This is a genomic window from Streptomyces sp. NBC_01351 (genome assembly GCF_036237315.1).
Classification (GTDB): domain Bacteria; phylum Actinomycetota; class Actinomycetes; order Streptomycetales; family Streptomycetaceae; genus Streptomyces.
Genome location: NZ_CP108356.1, coordinates 6284591 through 6305618, shown reverse-complemented (window position 1 = coordinate 6305618; position 21028 = coordinate 6284591). Strand labels below are relative to the sequence as shown.

At 68.4% G+C, this 21028-nt stretch carries 20 protein-coding genes and 1 tRNA gene; 14 read left to right on the top strand and 7 right to left on the bottom strand.

Annotation, left to right across the window (positions count from 1 at the left end):
* Window positions 1-46: 46 nt before the first annotated feature.
* On the bottom strand, window positions 47-2770 hold the full coding sequence (gene polA, locus OG625_RS29080; protein ID WP_329386907.1) for a DNA polymerase I: 2724 nt from the start codon (window positions 2768-2770) through the stop codon (window positions 47-49).
* Between the two features lie 115 nt (window positions 2771-2885).
* Here polA and OG625_RS29075 point away from each other — a divergent pair, with 115 nt between their 5' ends.
* The 9 genes from OG625_RS29075 (at window position 2886) to OG625_RS29035 (ending at window position 12756) form a co-directional block, all read left to right on the top strand.
* A complete protein-coding gene (locus OG625_RS29075) occupies window positions 2886-5156 on the top strand; it encodes an FdhF/YdeP family oxidoreductase (protein ID WP_329386905.1) in 2271 nt (756 codons plus the stop codon).
* A gap of 64 nt (window positions 5157-5220) precedes the next feature.
* The gene (locus tag OG625_RS29070) at window positions 5221-5679 is read left to right on the top strand and encodes a PaaI family thioesterase (protein ID WP_329386903.1); all 459 of its coding nucleotides are present in this window, start codon (window positions 5221-5223) and stop codon (window positions 5677-5679) included.
* 56 nt (window positions 5680-5735) lie between these two features.
* Window positions 5736-6140 carry a hypothetical protein gene (locus tag OG625_RS29065; RefSeq protein ID WP_329386901.1) on the top strand — a complete coding sequence of 135 codons (405 nt, stop codon included), beginning with the start codon at window positions 5736-5738 and terminating at the stop codon, window positions 6138-6140.
* Window positions 6141-6397: 257 nt separating this feature from the next.
* Window positions 6398-6775 carry a hypothetical protein gene (locus OG625_RS29060; RefSeq protein ID WP_329386899.1) on the top strand — a complete coding sequence of 126 codons (378 nt, stop codon included), beginning with the start codon at window positions 6398-6400 and terminating at the stop codon, window positions 6773-6775.
* Between the two features lie 300 nt (window positions 6776-7075).
* Window positions 7076-8302: a branched-chain amino acid ABC transporter substrate-binding protein gene (locus OG625_RS29055; RefSeq protein WP_329386897.1), complete on the top strand. Its 1227-nt coding sequence runs from the start codon at window positions 7076-7078 to the stop codon at window positions 8300-8302.
* 118 nt (window positions 8303-8420) lie between these two features.
* The gene (locus OG625_RS29050) at window positions 8421-9341 is read left to right on the top strand and encodes a branched-chain amino acid ABC transporter permease (protein ID WP_329386895.1); all 921 of its coding nucleotides are present in this window, start codon (window positions 8421-8423) and stop codon (window positions 9339-9341) included.
* A gap of 5 nt (window positions 9342-9346) precedes the next feature.
* Window positions 9347-11167: a branched-chain amino acid ABC transporter permease gene (locus tag OG625_RS29045; protein WP_329386893.1), complete on the top strand. Its 1821-nt coding sequence runs from the start codon at window positions 9347-9349 to the stop codon at window positions 11165-11167.
* 3 nt (window positions 11168-11170) lie between these two features.
* Complete coding sequence (locus OG625_RS29040) at window positions 11171-12043, top strand: ABC transporter ATP-binding protein (protein ID WP_329386891.1); 873 nt, start codon at window positions 11171-11173, stop codon at window positions 12041-12043.
* On the top strand, window positions 12040-12756 hold the full coding sequence (locus OG625_RS29035) for an ABC transporter ATP-binding protein (RefSeq protein WP_329386889.1): 717 nt from the start codon (window positions 12040-12042) through the stop codon (window positions 12754-12756). The genes OG625_RS29040 and OG625_RS29035 overlap by 4 nt, the downstream gene beginning before the upstream one ends.
* Before the next feature lie 100 nt (window positions 12757-12856).
* On the opposite strand, the gene OG625_RS29030 is transcribed toward OG625_RS29035, so the two are convergent.
* Window positions 12857-13510: an ANTAR domain-containing response regulator gene (locus OG625_RS29030; RefSeq protein ID WP_329386887.1), complete on the bottom strand. Its 654-nt coding sequence runs from the start codon at window positions 13508-13510 to the stop codon at window positions 12857-12859.
* A 100-nt stretch (window positions 13511-13610) separates the two neighbouring features.
* Between OG625_RS29030 and OG625_RS29025 the strand changes: the two genes are divergently transcribed.
* Both OG625_RS29025 and OG625_RS29020 read left to right on the top strand, forming a co-directional pair.
* Window positions 13611-13683: transfer RNA gene (locus OG625_RS29025), tRNA-Leu, on the top strand.
* 152 nt (window positions 13684-13835) lie between these two features.
* Window positions 13836-14570 carry a helix-turn-helix domain-containing protein gene (locus tag OG625_RS29020; RefSeq protein ID WP_329386886.1) on the top strand — a complete coding sequence of 245 codons (735 nt, stop codon included), beginning with the start codon at window positions 13836-13838 and terminating at the stop codon, window positions 14568-14570.
* Here the strand turns inward: OG625_RS29020 and OG625_RS29015 are convergent, their stop codons facing one another.
* Together OG625_RS29015 and OG625_RS29010 are read right to left on the bottom strand one after the other, a co-directional pair.
* The gene (locus OG625_RS29015) at window positions 14571-14720 is read right to left on the bottom strand and encodes a hypothetical protein (protein WP_329386884.1); all 150 of its coding nucleotides are present in this window, start codon (window positions 14718-14720) and stop codon (window positions 14571-14573) included.
* Between the two features lie 61 nt (window positions 14721-14781).
* The gene (locus tag OG625_RS29010; protein ID WP_329386882.1) at window positions 14782-15240 is read right to left on the bottom strand and encodes a MarR family winged helix-turn-helix transcriptional regulator; all 459 of its coding nucleotides are present in this window, start codon (window positions 15238-15240) and stop codon (window positions 14782-14784) included.
* Between the two features lie 63 nt (window positions 15241-15303).
* Between OG625_RS29010 and OG625_RS29005 the strand changes: the two genes are divergently transcribed.
* On the top strand, window positions 15304-15555 hold the full coding sequence (locus OG625_RS29005) for an EF-hand domain-containing protein (protein ID WP_329386880.1): 252 nt from the start codon (window positions 15304-15306) through the stop codon (window positions 15553-15555).
* Between the two features lie 11 nt (window positions 15556-15566).
* On the opposite strand, the gene OG625_RS29000 is transcribed toward OG625_RS29005, so the two are convergent.
* Window positions 15567-16172, bottom strand: coding sequence for a TetR/AcrR family transcriptional regulator (locus OG625_RS29000; protein ID WP_329386878.1), 606 nt, complete (start codon window positions 16170-16172; stop codon window positions 15567-15569).
* A 78-nt stretch (window positions 16173-16250) separates the two neighbouring features.
* Here OG625_RS29000 and OG625_RS28995 point away from each other — a divergent pair, with 78 nt between their 5' ends.
* Window positions 16251-16823, top strand: coding sequence for an RBBP9/YdeN family alpha/beta hydrolase (locus OG625_RS28995; RefSeq protein WP_329386876.1), 573 nt, complete (start codon window positions 16251-16253; stop codon window positions 16821-16823).
* A gap of 38 nt (window positions 16824-16861) precedes the next feature.
* Here OG625_RS28995 and pyk read toward each other — a convergent pair whose 3' ends face one another.
* Entirely contained in the window at window positions 16862-18289 is a 1428-nt protein-coding gene (pyk, locus tag OG625_RS28990) for a pyruvate kinase (RefSeq protein ID WP_329386874.1), read from the bottom strand.
* A gap of 145 nt (window positions 18290-18434) precedes the next feature.
* Entirely contained in the window at window positions 18435-19136 is a 702-nt protein-coding gene (locus OG625_RS28985; RefSeq protein WP_329386872.1) for an SIMPL domain-containing protein, read from the bottom strand.
* A 75-nt stretch (window positions 19137-19211) separates the two neighbouring features.
* Here OG625_RS28985 and OG625_RS28980 point away from each other — a divergent pair, with 75 nt between their 5' ends.
* Window positions 19212-21005, top strand: a complete 1794-nt coding sequence (locus tag OG625_RS28980; RefSeq protein ID WP_329386870.1) for a bifunctional metallophosphatase/5'-nucleotidase — start codon at window positions 19212-19214, stop codon at window positions 21003-21005.
* The last annotated feature ends 23 nt before the right edge of the window (window positions 21006-21028 follow it).

Below are 21028 nucleotides of genomic sequence, written 5' to 3'. Positions count from 1 at the left end.
AAGGGACGGGCGGGGCACCGATGGTCCGCCGAAGGCGGTACGCGCCTCAGTGCGCGGCGGACTCCCAGTCCGGGCCGTCGCCCACGGACACGTCCAGCGGGGCGCGGAGCTCGACGGCGGCGCCCATCTCGCGGCGCACCAGCTCCTCGACCTGCTCGCGCTCGCCCGGGGCGATCTCCAGCACGATTTCGTCGTGGACCTGGAGCAGCATCCGCGACTTCAGCCCGGCCGCCACGATCGCCTTGTCCACGCGCAGCATCGCCACCTTGACGATGTCGGCGGCGGTGCCCTGGATCGGGGCGTTGAGCGCCATCCGCTCGGCGGCCTCGCGGCGCTGGCGGTTGTCGCTGTTGAGGTCGGGCAGGTAACGGCGGCGGCCGAAGATCGTGGCCGTGTATCCCGTGGCACGGGCCTCGTCGACCACGCGCTGGAGGTACTCGCGGACCCCGCCGAACCGCTCGAAGAAGGTCTCCATCAGGCCGCGCGCCTCGGCGGGCTCGATGTTCAGCTGCTGGGCGAGACCGAAGGCGGAGAGCCCGTAGGCGAGGCCGTACGACATGGCCTTGATCTTGCGGCGCATCTCGGCGTCGACCTGCGAGCGCTCCACGCCGAACACCTGGGAGGCGACGGTGGTGTGGAGGTCCTCGCCGGTCGCGAAGGCCTCGATCAGGCCCTCGTCCTCGGAGAGGTGGGCCATCACGCGGAGCTCGATCTGGCTGTAGTCGGCGGTCATGAGGGAATCGAAGCCCTCGCCGACGACGAAACCGCGGCGGATGGCGCGGCCCTCGTCGGTGCGCACCGGCACGTTCTGCAGGTTGGGGTCGGTGGAGGACAGGCGTCCGGTCGCGGCGACGGTCTGGCTGAAGCTCGTGTGCACCCGGCCGTCGGCGGCGATGGTCTTGACCAGGCCCTCGACGGTGACGCGCAGCTTGGCCTGCTCCCGGTGCCGCAGCATGATCACCGGCAGTTCGTGGTCGGTCTGCGTGGCCAGCCAGGCCAGCGCGTCCGCGTCCGTCGTGTAGCCGGTCTTGGTCTTCTTCGTCTTCGGCAGGTCCAGCTCGCCGAAGAAGACCTCCTGCAGCTGCTTGGGCGAGCCCAGGTTGAACTCGTGGCCGACTGCGGCGTGCGCCTCCTTCACGGCCTGCTGCACCGCGCCCGCGAACTGCTGCTCCATGGCCTCCAGGTGGTCGCGGTCGGCGGCGATGCCGGCCCGCTCCATCCGGGCGAGGAGCTCGGAGGTCGGCAGCTCCATGTCGTGGAGCAGCTCGACCGCGCCCACCTCGTCGAGCTTGTCGGTGAAGGCGTCGCCGAGGTCCAGGACCGCGCGGGCCTGCGCCATCAGCGCCTCCGCCTCGGCCGTGTCGTCCGCGCCGAAGGCCAGCTGGCCGTCGGCGGCGGCCGGCGCCAGCTCGCGGTGCAGGTACTCGTTGGACAGGACGTCCAGGGCGAAGGACCGGCGGCCCGGCTTGACCAGGTAGGCGGCGAGCGCCGTGTCCATGGTGACGCCGGAGAGGGTCCAGCCGTGCTCGGGGAAGACCCGCATCAGGCCCTTGGCGTTGTGCACGACCTTCGGCTTCGCCGCATCGGCGGCCCAGGCCGCGAAGGCCTGCTCGTCGGCCCCGTCCAGCTCGGACGGCTCGAACCAGGCGGCAGCGCCCCCGGCCGCGGCCAGCGCGATCTCGCTGACATTGCCCTGGCCCAGCGCCCAGCTGTCGACGGTCGCCACGCCCAGCGGGCCGCCCGCGTGTGCCGCCAGCCACGGTGCCAGCTCGCCCGCGCCCAGTACGGAGGCGTCGAGCTCCACGCCCGCCGCCGCCGGGGCGGGGGCCTGCTCCTCGGCCGCGCCCGGGTCCACGGCGAGCAGCCGCTCGCGCAGCGAGGCGTTGCGGATCTCCAGCACGTCCAGCACGCCGATCATGGCGGTCCGGTCGTAGGGGGCGCGGGCCAGGTCGGCGGGGGTCTTGGGCAGCTCGACGTCCTTGACCATCTCGGTCAGGACCCGGTTGAGCTTGACGGCCTCCAGGTGGTCCCGGAAGTTCTGCCCGGCCTTGCCCTTCACCTCGTCCGCACGCTCCACGAGCTCCGCGAACGAGCCGAACTGGGTGATCCACTTGGCCGCGGTCTTCTCACCGACGCCCGGGATGCCCGGCAGGTTGTCGGACGGGTCGCCGCGCAGCGCCGCGAAGTCCGGGTACTGCTGGGGGGTGAGCCCGTACTTCTCCTCCACCTTCTCCGGGGTGAACCGGGTCAGCTCGGAGACGCCCTTGGTCGGGTACAGCACGGTGGTGTGCTCGGAGACGAGCTGGAAGGAGTCCCGGTCACCGGTGACGATCAGCACGTCGAAGCCGGCGGCCTCCGCCTGCGTCGCCAGCGTCGCGATCACGTCGTCGGCCTCGAAGCCCTCCACGGCGAACCGGGGCACCTTCATCGTGTCGAGGAGCTCGCCGATCAGCTCGACCTGCCCCTTGAACTCGTCGGGGGTCTTGGAGCGGTTCGCCTTGTACTCGGGGAACTCCGTCGAGCGCCACGTCTTGCGGGACACGTCGAACGCCACCGCGAAGTGCGTGGGCGCCTCGTCGCGCAGCGTGTTCGCCAGCATCGACGCGAAGCCGTAGATGGCGTTGGTCGGCTGGCCGGTCGCCGTCGTGAAGTTCTCCGCGGGCAGCGCGAAGAACGCCCGGTACGCCAGGGAGTGCCCGTCCATGAGCATCAGGCGGGGGCGGTCCGCTGCGGTCGGCTGGTCGGTCTTCTTCGATGCTGAATCTGCCACGCCCCCGATCCTAGGCGCCCCCACCGACAAATCCGCCGTCGGCGATGTCGGCGGAGCGTGACAGGATCAGATGTGTACGAGATGAGTACGCGAAGACAGCTCAAAGGGGAGCGACATGGCCACCAAGCCGCCCGCAGGTGATCCGGTGCAGGACGCGCCGCAGGTAGCGCCTCCCCAGCACGCGGCCGCCGGACTCCCCGCGATCGGGCACACCCTGAAGATCGCGCAGCAGCAGATGGGCCTGGCCCGCACCGCCCGCACCCTGCTCAAGGTCAACCAGAAGAACGGCTTCGACTGCCCCGGCTGCGCCTGGCCCGAGGGCGACAAGCGGCACACCGCCGAGTTCTGCGAGAACGGCGCCAAGGCCGTCGCGGAGGAGGCGACGCTGCGCCGGGTCACCCCCGAGTTCTTCGCCGCGCACCCGCTCGCCGACCTGGAGACCCGCTCCGGGTACTGGCTGGGCCAGCAGGGCCGGATCACGCACCCCATGTACATGGCCGAAGGTGCCGACCGCTACGAGGCCGTCAGCTGGGAACGCGCCTTCGCGATCATCGCCGAGGAGCTGACCGCCCTCGACTCCCCCGACGAGGCCCTCTTCTACACCTCGGGCCGCACCAGCAACGAGGCCGCGTTCCTCTTCCAGCTCTTCGCCCGCGAGTTCGGCACCAACAACCTGCCCGACTGCTCCAACATGTGCCACGAGTCCTCGGGCTCCGCACTCAACGAGACCATCGGCATCGGCAAGGGCAGCGTCTCCCTCGAAGACCTCCACCAGGCCGACCTGATCATCGTCGCCGGTCAGAACCCGGGCACCAACCACCCGCGCATGCTGTCCGCCCTGGAGCAGGCCAAGTCCGCCGGCGCGAAGATCATCTCGGTGAACCCGCTGCCCGAGGCCGGCATGGAGCGGTTCAAGAACCCGCAGACCCCCCTCGGCATGCTCAAGGGCACGGCACTCAACGACCTGTTCCTCCAGATCCGCATCGGCGGCGACCAGGCCCTCTTCCGCCTCCTCAACAAGCTCGTCATCGAGGCGGGCGGCGCCACCGACGAGGAGTTCATCCGCGAACACACCCACGGCTACGAGGAGTTCGCGGCCACCGCCAAGGAAGCCGACTGGGCCGAGACCCTCACCGCCACCGGCCTCACCCGCCCCGAGATCGAGCACGCCCTGGCCATGATCCTGGCCTCGGACCGCACCATCGTCTGCTGGGCCATGGGCCTCACCCAGCACAAGCACGCCGTCGCCACCATCCGCGAGGTCGTCAACCTGCTCCTGCTGCGCGGCGACATCGGCCGCCCCGGCGCCGGCGTCTGCCCCGTCCGCGGCCACTCCAACGTGCAGGGCGACCGCACCATGGGCATCTTCGAACGGCCCGCGCCGGCCTTCCTCGACGCCCTCGACAAGGAATTCGGCATCACCTCGCCGCGCGCGCACGGCTTCGACGTGGTCCGCTCCATCCGGGCCCTGCGCGACGGCGAGGCCAAGGTCCTCTTCGCCATGGGCGGCAACTTCGTCGGCGCCACCCCCGACACCGAGGTCACCGAGGCCGCGATCCGCCGCGCCTCCCTGACCGTGCACGTCTCCACCAAGCTCAACCGCTCCCACGCCGTCACCGGCAGGCGCGCCCTGATCCTGCCCACCCTCGGCCGCACCGACAAGGACGTACAGGCGTCGGGCAAGCAGTTCGTGACCGTCGAGGACTCCATGGGCATGGTCCACTCCTCCCGCGGCAACCTCGCCCCCGCCGGCCCCCACCTGCTCTCCGAGCCCGCCATCGTCGCCCGCATGGCCCGCGCCGTCCTCGGCGACACCTCGAAGACCCCGTGGGAGGCGTTCGAACGCGACTACTCCCTCATCCGCGACCGGATCGCCCGCGTCGTCCCCGGCTTCGACCACTTCAACACCCGCGTCGCCCGCCCCGGCGGCTTCCGGCTCCCCCACGCCCCCCGCGACGAACGCCGCTTCCCCACGAAGACCGGCAAGGCCAACTTCACCGCCGCGCCCGTGGAGTACCCCCGCGTCCCCGAGGGCCGCCTGCTCCTGCAGACCCTGCGCAGCCACGACCAGTACAACACCACCATCTACGGCCTCGACGACCGCTACCGCGGCATCACCGGCGGCCGCCGCGTCGTCATGGTCAACCCCGAGGACGCCGCCGAGCTGGGCCTGGCCGACGGCTCCTACACGGACCTGGTGAGCGAGTGGAAGGACGGCGTGGAGCGCCGCGCGCCCGGCTTCCGCGTCGTGCACTACCCGACCGCCCGCGGCTGCGCCGCCGCCTACTACCCCGAGACGAACGTGCTGGTCCCGCTCGACTCCACCGCCGACACCAGCAACACCCCCGCGAGCAAGTCCGTCGTCATCCGCTTCGAACCGGCCTGAACCGGCCTGATAGAACGACCCCAGGACAATCAGGTTAACGATCGTTGACGAACGGAGCCGGCCCATGGGTCAGGAGCACGCTGTGAAGTTCCCGCAGGAAGTACTCGACGAGTACGCGGCCAAGGGCATCGACCTGCCCGCGCTGTTCTCGGCGGGCGCCCTCGGCGAGCGGATGGAGATCCGCATCCTGGAAGCCTCCGCCGAGCGCGTCGTCGCCACCATGCCCGTCAAGGGCAACACCCAGCCCTACGGACTCCTCCACGGCGGCGCCTCCGCCGTCCTCGCCGAGACCCTGGGCTCGGTCGGCGCGATGATGCACGGCGGCATCGACAAGATCGCCGTCGGCGTGGACCTGAACTGCACCCACCACCGCGGAGTGCGCTCCGGCACCGTCACCGGCGTCGCCACCCCCGTCCACCGCGGCCGCTCCACCACCACCTACGACATCGTGATCAGCGACGAGCAGGACCGCCGCGTCTGCACCGCCCGCCTCACCTGCCTGCTGCGCGACACGGAGTCTTAACAAGAGGGCCGCTACGAGCAGTTGTGCAGCCACCGGCGCCGGTCTAGCGTTCCCGCATGGGATCGGGACCGGCGCCGCGGCACGCCACGGCCACCTGCGCGGCGACGGCACTCCTCGCCGCCGCGCTCCTGGGATGCACCCCCGACGCCCCCGCCTCCGCGGCCCCGGACACCCCGGCCCCGCACACCACCTCCCCCCAGGACCTGTGCACCTCCCTGATCACCCACTGGGCCGGGGTCGTCCTCGACGCCGGCGAGGGCCGGGACGCCGTCGGCCTCGACTACCAGGCCATGGGCCTGTCCGGCGGCCAGAACGACATCCTGCGCGCCGTCCTCGACGAGGCCCGGGCCGAGCAGCGGGACAAGGGCCCCGCGGCCGCCCGTGAACTCACCGCCCGCGAGGCCGTCCGGCGCTGCGCCGAGCGCTACCGCTCGGGCACCCCGACGGGCGGTCCCTGGTGAGGAGCGGCGGAATAGGCCCGGTCGAGCCCGGGGACGGCACCGAGGGCCGCGAGGGCCCGCACAGGGAGCCCCGTACGCCCGCCGCCCGGGGCTCGGCCTGGATGCGTGACCGGTACGCCCGCCACCGGCGGGCCGTGCTCGCCGTGGCGGCCGCCGCCGTGCTGGCCGCGGGCGCCGCCCGCTGGTACGCCACCCGGCCGGCGCCGACCGCGGCTCCGCCCCCGCCCGCACCCTCACAGTCCGTGTCCGTTCGGTATGTGGAGCCACTGGATCCGGCCCCCGACGGCAGCACCTTCGCCCTCACCGTCCGTGTGCACAACAGCTCCGGCCCCGCCGTCGTGGTGGAGCGGATCGGTCAGCCGTCACAGGCGCTCAGCGTGACGATCCGGCCATCGCTGCCAGTCACGATCGGCCCCGGAGAAGCACGGGACCTCGCCGTGCTCTTCCGAACCGAAGACTGCGTGCATGTGGCACGGAATTCCGGACTCCCATTCCTGGAGGTAACCCTCAGTAATGGATTCCAGAAAGAGGATCACAGTTACATCCCGGGTGACCGTTATGCCAGGGATCTTTCCGCCGCCCTGACCAGGGCGTGTCCCGAAGATCGAGACGCCGCCGCCGCGGCGCCGTCATGACCAAAGCCCCCCAGAGTCCTGGCAAGACAGCAGCTAAACTGCAGTTCGGTCCTCACCTATCTCAACATGCGGACAAGACGAAACGGCCTGAATTCCCCCGTTCCACCCGCAGACATCCGCTATGCATTACGCCGTGGCATAACAAGAGAGTCACATCATTGGCCTCAGCCCTCCATAACTGACGATCCGCCGCCTAGAGTCACGGCCAGTTACCGCGACCGCCGGATTTCCTTCAGTTCGGTTCCCCGCGTTCGACTCGACGCGTCCCACGGGGGACGCGGCGCCAGGAAAGGACTGATCGTGCGTCATCGTCAGCTCATCGCCGTGACCGCCGCCCTCGCCGCGGGTGCCCTCACTCTCACCGCCTGCGGATCGCGCGACGACAAGGGCGGCGCCACCGAAGGTGGCACCACCGTCGTCATCGGCGTCGACGCCCCCCTGACGGGCGACCTCTCCGCCCTCGGCCTCGGCATCAAGAACTCCGCCGACCTCGCCGCCAAGACGGCCAACGAGAAGGGCTACGTCAAGGGCATCACCTTCAAGGTCGAAGCCCTCGACGACCAGGCGCAGGCCTCCTCCGGCCAGCAGAACGCCACCAAGCTCACGGCCAACAAGGACGTGCTCGGTGTCGTCGGCCCCCTGAACTCCTCCGTCTCCGAGGCCATGCAGAAGGTCTTCGACGACGCGAAGCTGGCCCAGATCTCCCCGGCCAACACCAGCCCGTCCCTGACCCAGGGCCCCAAGTGGGCCGAGGGCCAGAAGACCCGCACCTACAAGAGCTACTTCCGCACCGCCACCACGGACGCCATCCAGGGCCCGTTCGCGGCGCAGTACCTCTTCAACAAGGGCGGCAAGAAGAAGGTCTTCATCATTGATGACAAGAAGACCTACGGCGCCGGCCTCGCCGGAACCTTCAAGGGCGAGTTCACCAAGCTCGGCGGCCAGGTCGTCGGCGAGGGCCACATCGACCCGGAGTCCAAGGACTTCTCCGCGATCGTGACCCAGGTCCGCAGCTCGGGCGCCGACGTCGTCTACTACGGCGGCGAGTACCCCGCGGCCGGCCCGCTCAGCAAGCAGATCAAGGCCTCCGGCACCGCCATCCCGCTCGTCGGCGGCGACGGCATCTACGACAAGAAGTACGTCGAGCTCGCGGGCGAAGGCGCCGTCGGCGACTTCGCGACCTCCGTCGGCGCCCCCGTCGAGAGCCTGCCGTCCGCCAAGGACTTCGTCGCCAACTACACGAAGGCCGGCTACAAGGACCCGTTCGCGGCCTACGGCGGCTACTCGTACGACTCGGCCTGGGCCGTCATCGAGGCCGTCAAGAAGGTCGTCGACGCCAACAACGGCAAGCTCCCCACGGACGCCCGCGCCAAGGTCCTCGAAGCCGTCCAGGGTGTCTCCTTCGACGGCGTGACCGGCAAGGTCTCCTTCGACGAGTACGGCGACGCCACCAACAAGCAGCTCACCGTCTACAAGGTCGAGGGCGGCGACTGGAAGTCCGTCGAGTCCGGCACCTTCGGCGGCTGACACATCTCCAGCGGGCTGGCACGCTGACCCGCCAGCCCACACCCCTACTTGCCGCGCGGGGCGCGCACCAAGCGCCCCGCGCGGTGTCACATCCGTCGAAAGACTCGGAGGACCTGCGGTGCACGAACTGCCGCAACAGCTGGTCAACGGCCTGCTACTGGGATCCATGTACGGGCTCGTCGCCATCGGCTACACGATGGTCTATGGCATTGTCCAGCTCATCAACTTCGCCCACGGCGAGATCTTCATGATCGGAGGGTTCGGAGCCCTCTGGGTCTGGACGGCTCTCCCCGGCGGCACCACCATGTGGGTCGCCCTGCCCCTCATGCTCATAGGCGCCGTCATCGTCGCCACCATCGTCGCCGTCACCGCGGAACGGTTCGCATACCGCCCCCTGCGGGGCGCGCCACGGCTCGCCCCGCTCATCACCGCCATCGGCCTCTCGATCGTCCTCCAGCAGGCGGTCTGGGCCTGGTACCCGTCCTCCGTGGTCTTCCCCGAGATCTCCGGCGGCCCCTTCCACCTCGGCAGCATCACCATCCAGACCGGTGACGTCTTCCTCCTGATCGCAGCCCCGCTCTCCATGGCCTTCCTCGGCTTCTTCGTCAAGAAGACCCGCAGCGGCCGCGGCATGCAGGCAACCGCCCAGGACCCCGACACCGCCAAGCTGATGGGCATCAACACCGACCGCATCATCATGATGGCGTTCGCCCTCGGAGCCGTCTTCGCCGCCATCGGCGCCGTCGCCTACGGCCTCAAGTACGGCGAAGTCAACTTCAAGATGGGCTTCCTGCTCGGCCTCAAGGCCTTCACCGCCGCCGTCCTCGGCGGCATCGGAAACATCTACGGAGCCATGATCGGTGGCCTCGTCCTCGGCCTCGCCGAGACCCTCACCACCGCCTACGTCGCCGAGATCCCCGGCTTCGAGCAGCTGGGCGGACAGTCCTGGGGCAACACCTGGGCGTTCGTACTTCTCATCCTCGTGCTCCTCTTCCGGCCCCAGGGCCTGCTGGGGCAGCGCGTGGCGGACAGGGCGTGAGAACCATGACGACCATCACCGCGGTCAACACCACCGCAAAGAACGACACGACGAACAAGGGCTTCATCGGCATCCCCGAGAAGACCGCACGCACCCTCGTCATCGCAGGCGGCGCCCTCACCATCGCCTCCTGCTTCCTGGCCTGGACCTGGACCGCCAAGTACCCCGGCAACCTCACGGTCACCGGCTACCCCGGCGGCCTCCAGTGGCTCGTCCTCGTCGGCGGCGCCCTCACCGTCCTCCTCGCCCTCGCCTCCTACGGCGTCAAGGGCCTCGGCTGGCTCACCCCCGCAGGCGCCGACGGAGCGATCAAACTCGCCGCCCTCGCAGCCTTCGGCACCGCCTGGTACACCGGCATCTCCATCGCCGCGACCCTCGGCGGCCCGATCAACCTCGAGCCCGGCGCCGGCGTCGCCATGCTCGCCACCCTCATCGCCCTCGTCGGCGCCCTCGCCCTCCCCTTCGAGCGCCCCGCGCTCGAAGCCGGCGACCCCGACGACAACGGCTGGGACCAGTTCAAGCACGACCTCGGCAACAAGTGGACGACCTTCAAGGCGGCCTTCGCCTCCGGCCCCGTCCGCCCCGTCCGCGAACTGCCCGCCTGGGCCGAGATCCTGCTGATCGCCGCCGTCCTCGGCATCGGGCTCTTCGTCTTCACCTACGGCATCACCACGCCGTACCAGGAACTCTTCATCGGCTTCCTGATCACGGCGGGCTTCGGCGCCGGCGCCCTCAACAAGGCCGGCCTCATGGCCCGCGTGACCGCCCTCACCGCCAAGCACCGCAACGTCGCCCTCGTCGGCGCCTTCGCCGCGGCCGCAGCGTTCCCCCTCACCCAGACCGACGACCAGTACGCGAACCTCGGCGTCAACATCCTGATCTTCGCCACCGTCGCCCTCGGCCTGAACATCGTCGTCGGCCTCACCGGCCTCCTCGACCTCGGATACGTCGCCTTCCTCGGCGTCGGCGCCTACACCGCCGCCCTGGTCTCCGGCTCCCCGAACTCGCCGTTCGGCGTGCATCTCCCCTTCTGGGCCGCACTCCTCGCCGGCGCCGCCGCATCCATGATCTTCGGCGTCCTCATCGGCGCCCCCACCCTGCGACTGCGCGGCGACTACCTCGCCATCGTCACCCTCGGCTTCGGAGAAATCTTCCGAATCTCGATGAACAACCTCGACGGCGTCTCCGGCCCCGACATCACCAACGGGCCCAACGGCATCGCGAACGTCCCGAACATCGACCTCTTCGGATTCGACTTCGGCGTACCGCACACCATCGCCGGATTCACCATCGGCCGGTTCGCGAACTACTTCCTGCTGATGCTCCTGATCACCCTCATCGTGGTCCTGGTCTTCCGCCGCAGCGCGGAATCCCGCATCGGCCGCGCCTGGGTCGCCATCCGCGAAGACGAAACCGCCGCCGAAGCCATGGGCATCAACGGCTTCCGCGTCAAGCTCATCGCCTTCGCCCTCGGCGCCACCCTCGCCGGACTCGCCGGAGCCGTCCAGGCACACGTCAACTACACGGTCACCCCCGACCAGTACGTGTTCGCCAACGCCGTCCCGCCGAACTCCGCCTTCCTGCTCGCAGCCGTCGTCCTCGGCGGCATGGGCACCATCTCCGGACCCCTCGTCGGCGGAGCACTGCTCTTCCTGCTCCCCAACAAGCTCCAGTCCCTCGGCGAGTACCAGCTCCTCGCCTTCGGCATCGCGCTCGTCGTCCTGATGCGCCTGCGTCCCGAGGGCCTCATCCCCAACCGGCGCAACCAGCTTGAGCTCCACAAGGACCTCGAAGCGCCCACAGTCCTCAGCAAGACAGGGGCCTGACCCATGACGACCACCACCACCGCCGTCGCGGCGGAGACCGTCCTGGACGCACGCGGCGTCACGATGCGGTTCGGCGGCCTCACCGCCGTCAAGAACGTCGACCTCACCGTCAAGAGCGGCGAGATCGTCGGCCTCATCGGCCCCAACGGCGCCGGCAAGACCACCTTCTTCAACTGCCTCACCGGCCTCTACATCCCCACCGAGGGTGAAGTCCGGTACAAGGGCACGGTCCTGCCCCCCAAGTCCTACAAGGTCACCGCGGCCGGCATCGCCCGCACCTTCCAGAACATCCGTCTCTTCAACAACATGACGGTCCTGGAAAACGTCCTCGTCGGCCGCCACACCCGCACCCGCGAAGGCCTCTGGTCCGCCCTCCTGCGGCTGCCCAGCTTCGGCCGCGAGGAAGCGGCCAGCCGCGAGCGGGCCATGGAGCTGCTCGAGTTCATCGGCCTCGCACACAAGGCCGAACACCTCGCCCGCAACCTCCCCTACGGCGAACAGCGCAAGCTGGAAATCGCCCGCGCCCTCGCCAGCGACCCCGGGCTCATCCTCCTCGACGAGCCCACCGCCGGCATGAACCCCCAGGAAACCCGCGCCACCGAAGAACTCATCTTCGCCATCCGGGACCAGGGCATCGCCGTCCTCGTCATCGAGCACGACATGCGCTTCATCTTCAACCTCTGCGACCGCGTCGCCTGCCTCGTCCAGGGCGAAAAGCTCATCGAAGGCACCGCCGCCGAGGTCCAGGGCGACGAACGCGTCGTCGCGGCCTACCTGGGCGAACCCTTCGAAGGCGCCCCCGGCGCCGAGGAGATCGCGGAGGTCGAAGCCGCCGAGGCGCACAGCACCACCAGCACGGACGGAGAAGCCAAGTGACCGCCCTCCTCGAGGTCGAGGACCTCCGCGTCGCCTACGGCAAGATCGAAGCCGTCAAGGGCATCTCCTTCAGCGTCAACGAAGGTGAGATCGTCACCCTCATCGGCACCAACGGCGCCGGCAAGACCACGACGCTGCGGACCCTCTCCGGCCTGATCAAGCCCAAGAGCGGCCAGATCAAGTTCCAGGGCAAGTCCCTGAAGAAGGTCCCCGCCCACAACATCGTCTCGCTCGGACTCGCCCACTCCCCCGAGGGGCGGCACATCTTCCCGCGCATGACGATCGAGGACAACCTGCTCCTCGGCGCCTTCCTCCGCAAGGACAAGGAAGGCATCGCCAAGGACGTCCAGCGCGCCTACGACCTCTTCCCGATCCTGGGAGAGCGTCGCAAGCAGGCCGCGGGCACCCTCTCGGGCGGTGAGCAGCAGATGCTGGCCATGGGCCGCGCGCTCATGTCCCAGCCGAAGCTGCTCATGCTGGACGAGCCCTCCATGGGCCTGTCGCCGATCATGATGCAGAAGATCATGGCGACCATCGCCGAGCTCAAGGCCGCCGGCACGACCATCCTCCTGGTCGAGCAGAACGCCCAGGCCGCGCTGTCCCTGGCCGACCAGGGCCACGTCATGGAGATCGGCAAGGTCGCACTGTCGGGCCCGGGCCGCGAGCTCCTCGTCAACGAGGACGTCCGCAAGGCCTACCTCGGCGAGGACTGACCCCCGCCCGGCTCAGCCCTGCTGTGCCTTGTAGTGCGCGTGAGGCCCGTCTCCCCTCGGGGGGAGACGGGCCTCACGTATGTCCAGGGGCCTTGCTTACTTACTTCCCGCTGTCCTTCTTCTTCGCCTCGGCGTCCTCGATGACCACCTCGGCGACCTGCTGCATCGACATCCGGCGGTCCATGGACGACTTCTGGATCCACCGGAACGCGGCGGGCTCGGTCAGGCCGTACTGCGTCTGCAGGATGCTCTTGGCCCGGTCGACGAGCTTGCGGGTCTCCAGCCGCAGCGAGAGGTCCGCGACCTCCTTCTCCAGCGCGCGCAGCTCCGCGAAGCGGGAGACGGCCATCTCGATGGCCGGCACGACGTCGCTCTTACTGAACGGCTTCACGAGGTACGCCATCGCGCCGGCGTCCCGCGCCCGCTCGACGAGGTCGCGCTGCGAGAACGCGGTGAGCATGAGCACCGGGGCGATGGACTCCTCGGCGATCTTCTCGGCGGCGGAGATCCCGTCCAGGACGGGCATCTTCACGTCGAGGATGACGAGGTCCGGGCGGTGCTCACGCGCGAGCTCCACGGCCGTCTGCCCGTCGCCGGCCTCGCCGACGACGGAGTAGCCCTCCTCTTCGAGCATCTCTTTCAGGTCGAGACGGATGAGCGCCTCGTCCTCGGCGATGACGACACGGGTCGTCAGCGGCGGAACGTGCGACTGGTCGGCGTCGGGCGTGGGCGTCGACTCGTGCTCGGCGGTCACGGGGGGCTCCTTGTTGCAAGGCGATTCAGCTCCCCCGAGCCTACCTAGCTCCTGTATGTTTGTGGCACGGAGGGTCTTAGGTATCCTTCGTTTCGAAGGGGCCCCGGTAGCCCAGCGGTAGAGGCGATGGATTCAAAACCCATTCAGCGTCGGTTCGAATCCGACCCGGGGTACTTCTCCTTCATTTTCAAGGTCGCGAAGGCATTTCGCGATCTTCACTCGTCACGGTGAACGAAACTTCGAATCACGGTCAACCGGACGAACAGCAACAAAGCTCCCAGGTGTGGAGCACAATCCTTCGATACGCGAAGAAGCAGTCCTACTCATGCGCCGGGGCGTGGCCAATCGCGTCGTGGCGGAGCATCTCGGCGTACCGCGCGGCACGATCGGCTGGTGGCGGTCCGAGGATCGAAGACACCGGGGTGAGGCGTACACACAGCCGACCGACTGCCCGAGGTGCACAGGCCGCGAAGTCGATCAGCAGGCATACGCCTATCTCCTGGGCCTTTACCTCGGCGACGGCCACATCATCTCCAAGTACAAGCAGCACCACTTGTCCATATTCTGCGACGCATCCCGCCCCGGGCTCATCGACGCCGCTGAACAGGCGATGCACCTGGTCATGCCCCTACCCAAGGTGGGGCGCGTACAACGGCAGGGGTGCATCGAGGTCAAGTCCTACACCCTCCACTGGACATGTCTGTTCCCGCAGCATGGGCCGGGAAAGAAGCACGAGCGCCACATCGCTCTGGAGGAGTGGCAGCAACAGATCGTCGACGCGCACCCGTGGGAGTTCCTCCGGGGGCTCATCCACTCCGATGGGTGCCGGGTCACCAACTGGACCACCCGAGTCGTCGCCGGGGTCAAGAAGCGCTACGAGTACCCGCGGTACTTCTTCACCAACAAGTCGGACGACATCCGGAAGCTCTGCACCGACACGCTCACCGCCGTCGGTGTCCAGTGGACGATCCTGGCCAGAGGCAGCGACCCGTTCAACGTGTCCATCGCCCGCAAGGAATCCGTCGCCCTCATGGACGCTCACATCGGCCCGAAGTACTAGCTAGTCGTCCGCCCCCACGACCACCGTCATCCGCCCCGCCGCCCGGTCGATGAGCACGAACTCGTGGAAGTACTCGTGCACGCGGCCCCAGTCGTGGATGTTCTCCTCGCCGAGCTCGCCCAGGTAGTACACGCGGTCGGCTGCGGCCATCCGGTCAAAGACCTCGCGCTGCAGGTCCGCCCCCAGCTCCGCCGAATCGGGCCAGTTTCCCTTAGGGGAGGTCTCCGGAGCCGCCGAGGTTGGCGACCATGCGGCGCAGGACGTCAATGGTCGCCGCGTATTCGGCCGTGGTGATGCCCTCCCGCATGCGTTCGTGGACGACGGCGTTGCGGTCGTGGGCGCGGAGGCGCGCTGCTTCGCCTTCGTCGGTGAGGGTGAGGGTGTCGTCTGATTCCGTGAGCCAGCCGCGGGCTGCCAGGTCGGTGTAGAGGGCTTCGAAGTCGGTGTTCTGGTCGTCGAAGGGGGCCAGCTTGGTGGTGAGGGTGGTGCGGGTCCACTCCCCCGGGGTTCCGGCGACGTGGTTGAGGGTCCACCAGTGGGGTTGGGTGAGGTCTTCTTCGGCGAGGGCGGTGCGGAGGCCTCCGATGACGAGGCCGGCGGTTTCGCGGCTCCAGTAGCCGATGGGCTGGGCGGCGAGTTGTTCTTGGGAGTATTCCTTGGTCGTTGTCATGTTGTTGACCGTAGGACCTGAAGTTGGGTTGAGGTCAATGTGGGTCGAGAAGGGGATTGTGGGATGAGCGAGAAGGCCCGGAAGTTGTTCGACGCGCTGGATCTGAACCATGACGGGGAGTTGACCCGCGCGGAGGTGATTTCGGCCCTGCGGTCGAAGGGGCCGACGTTGGCCGCGCACGGGGATCTGCCGTTCTGGGCGTTGGGTGATGCGGATGTGTCGTCGGCGTTGTTTGATGCGGCTGATGCGAATGGGGATGCGGTGTTGAGCTTCGAGGAGTTCGAGGCTGTGGTCGACCGGCGGTTCGGTTGGTAGGTCGCACCCCGTTACGCGTGGCGTGTGAGGCCTTGTAGGACGGTGGTGACGTGGGCTTCGGCGTCGGTGGGGTCGAGGGGGGCGTGGTTGATGAGGAGGCGGTACCAGAAGGGGCCGAAGATCAGGTCTGTGGCGTGGTCGAGGTCGGTGGTGGGGGGGAGTTCTTCGCGGGTGATGGCGCGGCGGAGGAGGGTGGTGACGACTTCGCGGCGGGTGGCGACCCAGGCGCGGAAGGGTTCGGCGAAGGCGGGGTCGAGTTGGGCTTCGGCCATGAGGCCGGTGAGGGCTTTGGTGCGGACGGGGTCGGGGCCGATGCGGTAGAGGTCGGTGACGAAGGTGGTGAGGTCGCCGGCGAGGGTGCCTGTGTCGGGTTCGGGGACGCGGGTGGCGGTTTCGTGGGCGTAGGCGTCCATGACGAGGGCGGGCTTGGATTTCCACCAGCGGTAGACGGTGCTCTTGGCGACGTTGGCGCGTTTGGCGACGCCTTCGATGGTGAGGGCGCCGTAGCCGTTTTCGACGAGTAGGGCTGCTGTGGCTTCGAGGACGGAGTGGTGGGCGTCTTCGTTGCGGAGGCGTCCGCCCGTTCGGGGCGTGGGGTTCTGGGGAGTGGTTGACACGGGATCACGATAGCCCTTAACTTTTAATCGAAACGCTGCGTAGCGTTTCGATTGGCAAGTCGATCAGGGGGATGAGTCATGAGCAGGATCGTGATCGCGCACGGGTACGGGATGGGCAGTGGGGAGCACTGGTACGGGTCCGTGGCGGAGGAGCTGTCCGGCGAGGGGCATGAGGTGCGCGTGCCGGACTTTCCGGAGCCGTTCGCGCCGGATGCCGGGGCGTGGCTGAAGGGGCTGCGGGCGGAGACGGAGGGGGTGCCGGCGGGTGAGACCGTGCTGGTGGGGCACAGCCTGGGCGGGGTGAGTGTGCTGCGGTTGCTCCAGGAGCACGACACGGAGGCCGAGGGGGCTTTCGCGGGGGTGGTGTTCGTCGCGTCGATGAGTGGCGAGGTGGGCTATGACGCGTTGGCGCCGTTCTTCTCGCCGGAGTTCGACTGGGCGAGGATCCGTGGGGCGGCGCGGGGGTTTCGGGTGTTGCATGCGGCTGATGACCCGGTGACCGGGGAGAAGACCTCGGAGCACGTCATGCGGTTCGTGACGGAGTTGGGGGCGACGGCGAGGGTGACCGCGTCGGGCGGGCATTTCCCGAGTACGGGAGTGAGTCTGTTGGAGCTGCCCGACGCGGTGCGTCTCATACGTGAGGTGTTGTAGCGGCCGTGCGGTTGTGCGGTTGGCGGCCGTCGTTGGGGTTAGCGGACGGGGTCGCCGATGTGGTGGATGCGGACCAGGTTGGTGGAGCCGGGGACGCCGGGCGGGGAGCCGGCGGTGATGACGACGGTGTCGCCGGGGGCGCAGCGGCCGATGCGGAGGAGTTCTTCTTCGACCTGGGCGACCATCGCGTCGGTGGAGTCGACGTGGGGGCCGAGGAAGGTTTCGACGCCCCAGGTGAGGTTGAGCTGGGAGCGGGTGGCCGGGTCGGGGGTGAAGGCGAGGAGGGGGATGGGTGAGCGGTAGCGGGAGAGCCGGCGGACGGTGTCGCCGCTCTGGGTGAAGGCGACGAGGAATTTGGCGTCGAGGAAGTCGCCCATTTCGGCGGCGGCTCGGGCGACGGCTCCGCCTTGGGTGCGGGGCTTGTTCCGCTCGGTGAGGGGCGGGAGGCCCTTGGCGAGGATGTCTTCTTCGGCGGCTTCGACGATGCGGGACATGGTGCGGACGGTTTCGACGGGGTATTTGCCGACGCTGGTTTCGCCGGAGAGCATGACTGCGTCGGTGCCGTCGATGATGGCGTTGGCGACGTCGGAGGCTTCGGCGCGGGTGGGCCGGGAGTTGTCGATCATCGAGTCGAGCATCTGGGTTGCGACGATGACGGGCTTGGCGTTGCGCTTGGCGAGTTTGACGGCGCGCTTTTGGACGATCGGGACTTGTTCCAGGGGCATTTCGACGCCGAGGTCGCCGCGGGCGACCATGATTCCGTCGAAGGCGGCGACGATGTCGTCGATGTTGTCGACGGCCTGGGGCTTTTCGATCTTGGCGATGACGGGGAGGCGGCGGTCTTCTTCGTCCATGATGCGGTGGACGTCTTCGATGTCGCGGCCGCTGCGGACGAAGGAGAGGGCGATGACGTCGGCGCCGATGCGCAGGGCCCAGCGGAGGTCTTCGATGTCCTTGTCGGAGAGGGCGGGGACGGAGACGGCTACGCCGGGGAGGTTGAGGCCCTTGTTGTCGGAGACCATGCCGCCTTCGATGACGGTGGTGTGGACGCGGGGGCCGTCGACTGCGGTGACTTCGAGGGTGACTCGGCCGTCGTCTACGAGGATGCGTTCGCCGGTGGTGACGTCGGCGGCGAGTCCCTTGTAGGTGGTGCCGCAGGTGTGGCGGTCGCCTTCGTGGTCTTCGACGGTGATGGTGAATTCGTCACCGCGTTCAAGGAGTACGGGTCCTTCGCGGAAGCGGCCGAGGCGGATCTTCGGGCCTTGAAGGTCGGCGAGGATGCCGACGCTGCGGCCGGTCTCGTCCGAGGCCTTGCGTACGCGCTGGTAGCGCTCCTCGTGTTCGGCGTAGCTGCCGTGGCTGAGGTTGAAGCGGGCGATGTCCATTCCGGCTTCGACCAGGGCTTTGATCTGGTCGTATGAGTCGGTTGCGGGGCCCAGGGTACATACGATTTTCGCTCGGCGCATGGGGCGAGCGTATTCCCCTACTTAGGAGTAGGTAATCGCTTCCGGGTGTCCACTCAACAACCTTTGAGCAAAAGGTTGTTGACAACAGTTGAATGTGCATGGGGGTGCTCTGATGAGCACCCCCGAGGCGCCGAATGCGGGGGTTCTAGAGCTGGGGAGGGGTCATGGTGAAGCGGGCGTTCACCTGGGCGTAGACGGTCTGGCGCTGGGGTTCGAGGTCGAGGGGCGGGGGGCCGGCGTCTTCGGCGGCGCTGAAGGCCATGGTGCGCATGCCGGCGCCGGAGGCGGGCGGGAAGGGGGTGGCGTTCTCGGCTCCGAGGTCGGCGAGTTCGACGAGGGCGGCGAGTCGGGCGCCGAGGGCTTCGGCGTATTCGCGGGCGCGCTGGACGGCTTCGAGTACGGCTTGGCGGCGGGCTTGGCCGTGGGCGGGTGAGGTGGGGCGCAGGGCCCACCAGGGGCCGTCGACCTGGGTGAGTTCGAGGTCGGCGAGGCGGGTGGTGAGTTCGCCGAGGGTGGTGAAGTCGTTGAGTTCGGCGGTGATGTGGACGCGGCCGTGGTAGGCGCGGATGCGTTCGGCTCGGCCGTGGCGGGTGAGTTCGGGGGTGATGGAGAAGGAGCCGGTTTCGAGTTTTTCGACGGGTTCGCCGTAGCTCTTGATGAGGTCGAGGACGGTGTTGTTCCGGCGGGTGAGGTCTTCGAGGGCGGTGCGTCGGTCGGTGCCGCGGGCGCTGACGGTGATGCCGATGCGGGCGATTTCGGGGTCGACTTCGAGGCGGGCTTCGCCGCGGACTGCTACGCGGGGGACTTCGGGGGTTCCGTAGGGCTGGTGCGATGCGTCCTGAGTCATGGATTCACTGTCGCACTGTGGCCCCTGTGGGTGAGAATCTACGCGCGTTGTTCACGCCTCAAAAGGGGAGATGGCATGGCGTTCGACCGCAGGACTTTTCTGGGGAGCACGGCTGTGACGGGTGCGGCCGTGGCGTTGACGGGGGCCACGAGCTCCCCGGCGGCGGCCGCGCAGTCGGCGGCTGGTTCGCGTACGTACGCGTTCACGGTGATGGGTACGACCGACTTGCACGGGAATGTCTTCAACTGGGACTACTTCACGGACAGGGAGTTCGACGACAAGGCGCACAACGACGTGGGTCTGGCGAAGATCTCCACGTTGGTGGAGCAGGTGCGTGCGGAGAAGGGGCGGTGCAACACGCTGCTGATCGACGCGGGTGACACGATCCAGGGCACGCAGTTGTCCTACTACTACGCCAAGGTGGATCCGATCACGGCGCGGCGGGGCCCTGTGCATCCGATGGCGCAGGCGATGAACGCGATCGGGTACGACGCGGCGGCGCTGGGGAACCACGAGTTCAACTACGGGATTCCGGTGCTGCGGAAGTTCGAGGAGCAGTGTGATTTCCCGTTGCTGGGGGCGAATGCGCTGGATGCGCGGACGTTGCGGCCGGCGTTCCCGCCGTACAGCATGCACCGGCTGCGGACTCCGCACGGGCGGGACGTGAAGGTGGCGGTGCTGGGGTTGACGAACCCGGGGATCGCGCTGTGGGACAAGGCGAACGTGCAGGGGAAGATGACCTTCCCGGGGCTGGAGGAGCAGGCGGCGAAGTATGTGCCGCGGTTGCGTTCGATGGGTGCGGACGTGGTGATCGTGTCGGCGCATTCGGGGTCGAGCGGGACGTCTTCGTACGGGGACCAGTTGCCGTACGTCGAGAACGCGGCGGGTCTGGTGGCGGAGCAGGTGCCGGGGATCGACGCGATCTTGGTGGGGCACGCGCACACGGAGATAGCCGAGTACCGGGTGCGGAACGAGGCGACGGGTAAGGACGTGGTGCTGTCGGAGCCGCTGAAGTGGGGGCAGCGGCTGACGTTGTTCGACTTCGAGCTGTCGTGGTCGCGGGGTCGTTGGTCGGTGGAGAAGGTCTCGGCGAAGGTGTTGAACTCGAACGCGGTCGCCGAGGACCCGAAGATCGTCGGGTTGTTGGAGGACGAGCACCGCAAGGTCGTGGCGTACGTGAACCAGGTGATCGGTACGTCGACGCAGGCGATGTCCTCGGCGGAGGGGCCGGTGAAGGACGTGCCGATCATCGATCTGATCAACCACGTGCAGGCGGAGACGGTGAAGGCGGCGCTGGCCGGGACGGAGTGGGCGGCGCTGCCGGTGCTGTCGCAGGCCTCGTGCTTCTCGCGGACGGCGGCGATACCTGCCGGGCAGGTGACGATCAGGGATGCGGCGGGTCTGTACCCGTTCGAGAACACCCTGGAGGCGCGGCTGGTGACGGGTGCGCAGCTGAAGGACTATCTGGAGTATTCGGCGAAGTACTTCGTGCGGACGGCGCCGGGTGAGGTGGTGGATCCGGCGAAGCTGACGAACGCGGACGGTACGCCGGACTACAACTACGACGCGGTGTACGGGCTGACGTACGACATCGACATCGCGCAGCCGGCGGGTTCGCGGATCACGGGGTTGTCCTTCGCGGGGAAGCCGTTGGATCCGGCGGCGCGGTTCGTGTTGGCGGTGAACAACTACCGGGCTTCGGGCGGTGGGAACTTCCCGCACGTGCCGGGTGCGCAGCAGTTGTGGGCGAACTCGGACGAGATCCGCAACACGATCATCACGTGGGTGAAGGCGAAGGGGACGGTGGATCCGGTGGCGTTCGCTTCGGTGGACTGGCGTCTGATGCGGGCGGCCGTCCCGGTGTTCTAGGGATCCGGTGTTCTAGGGATCCG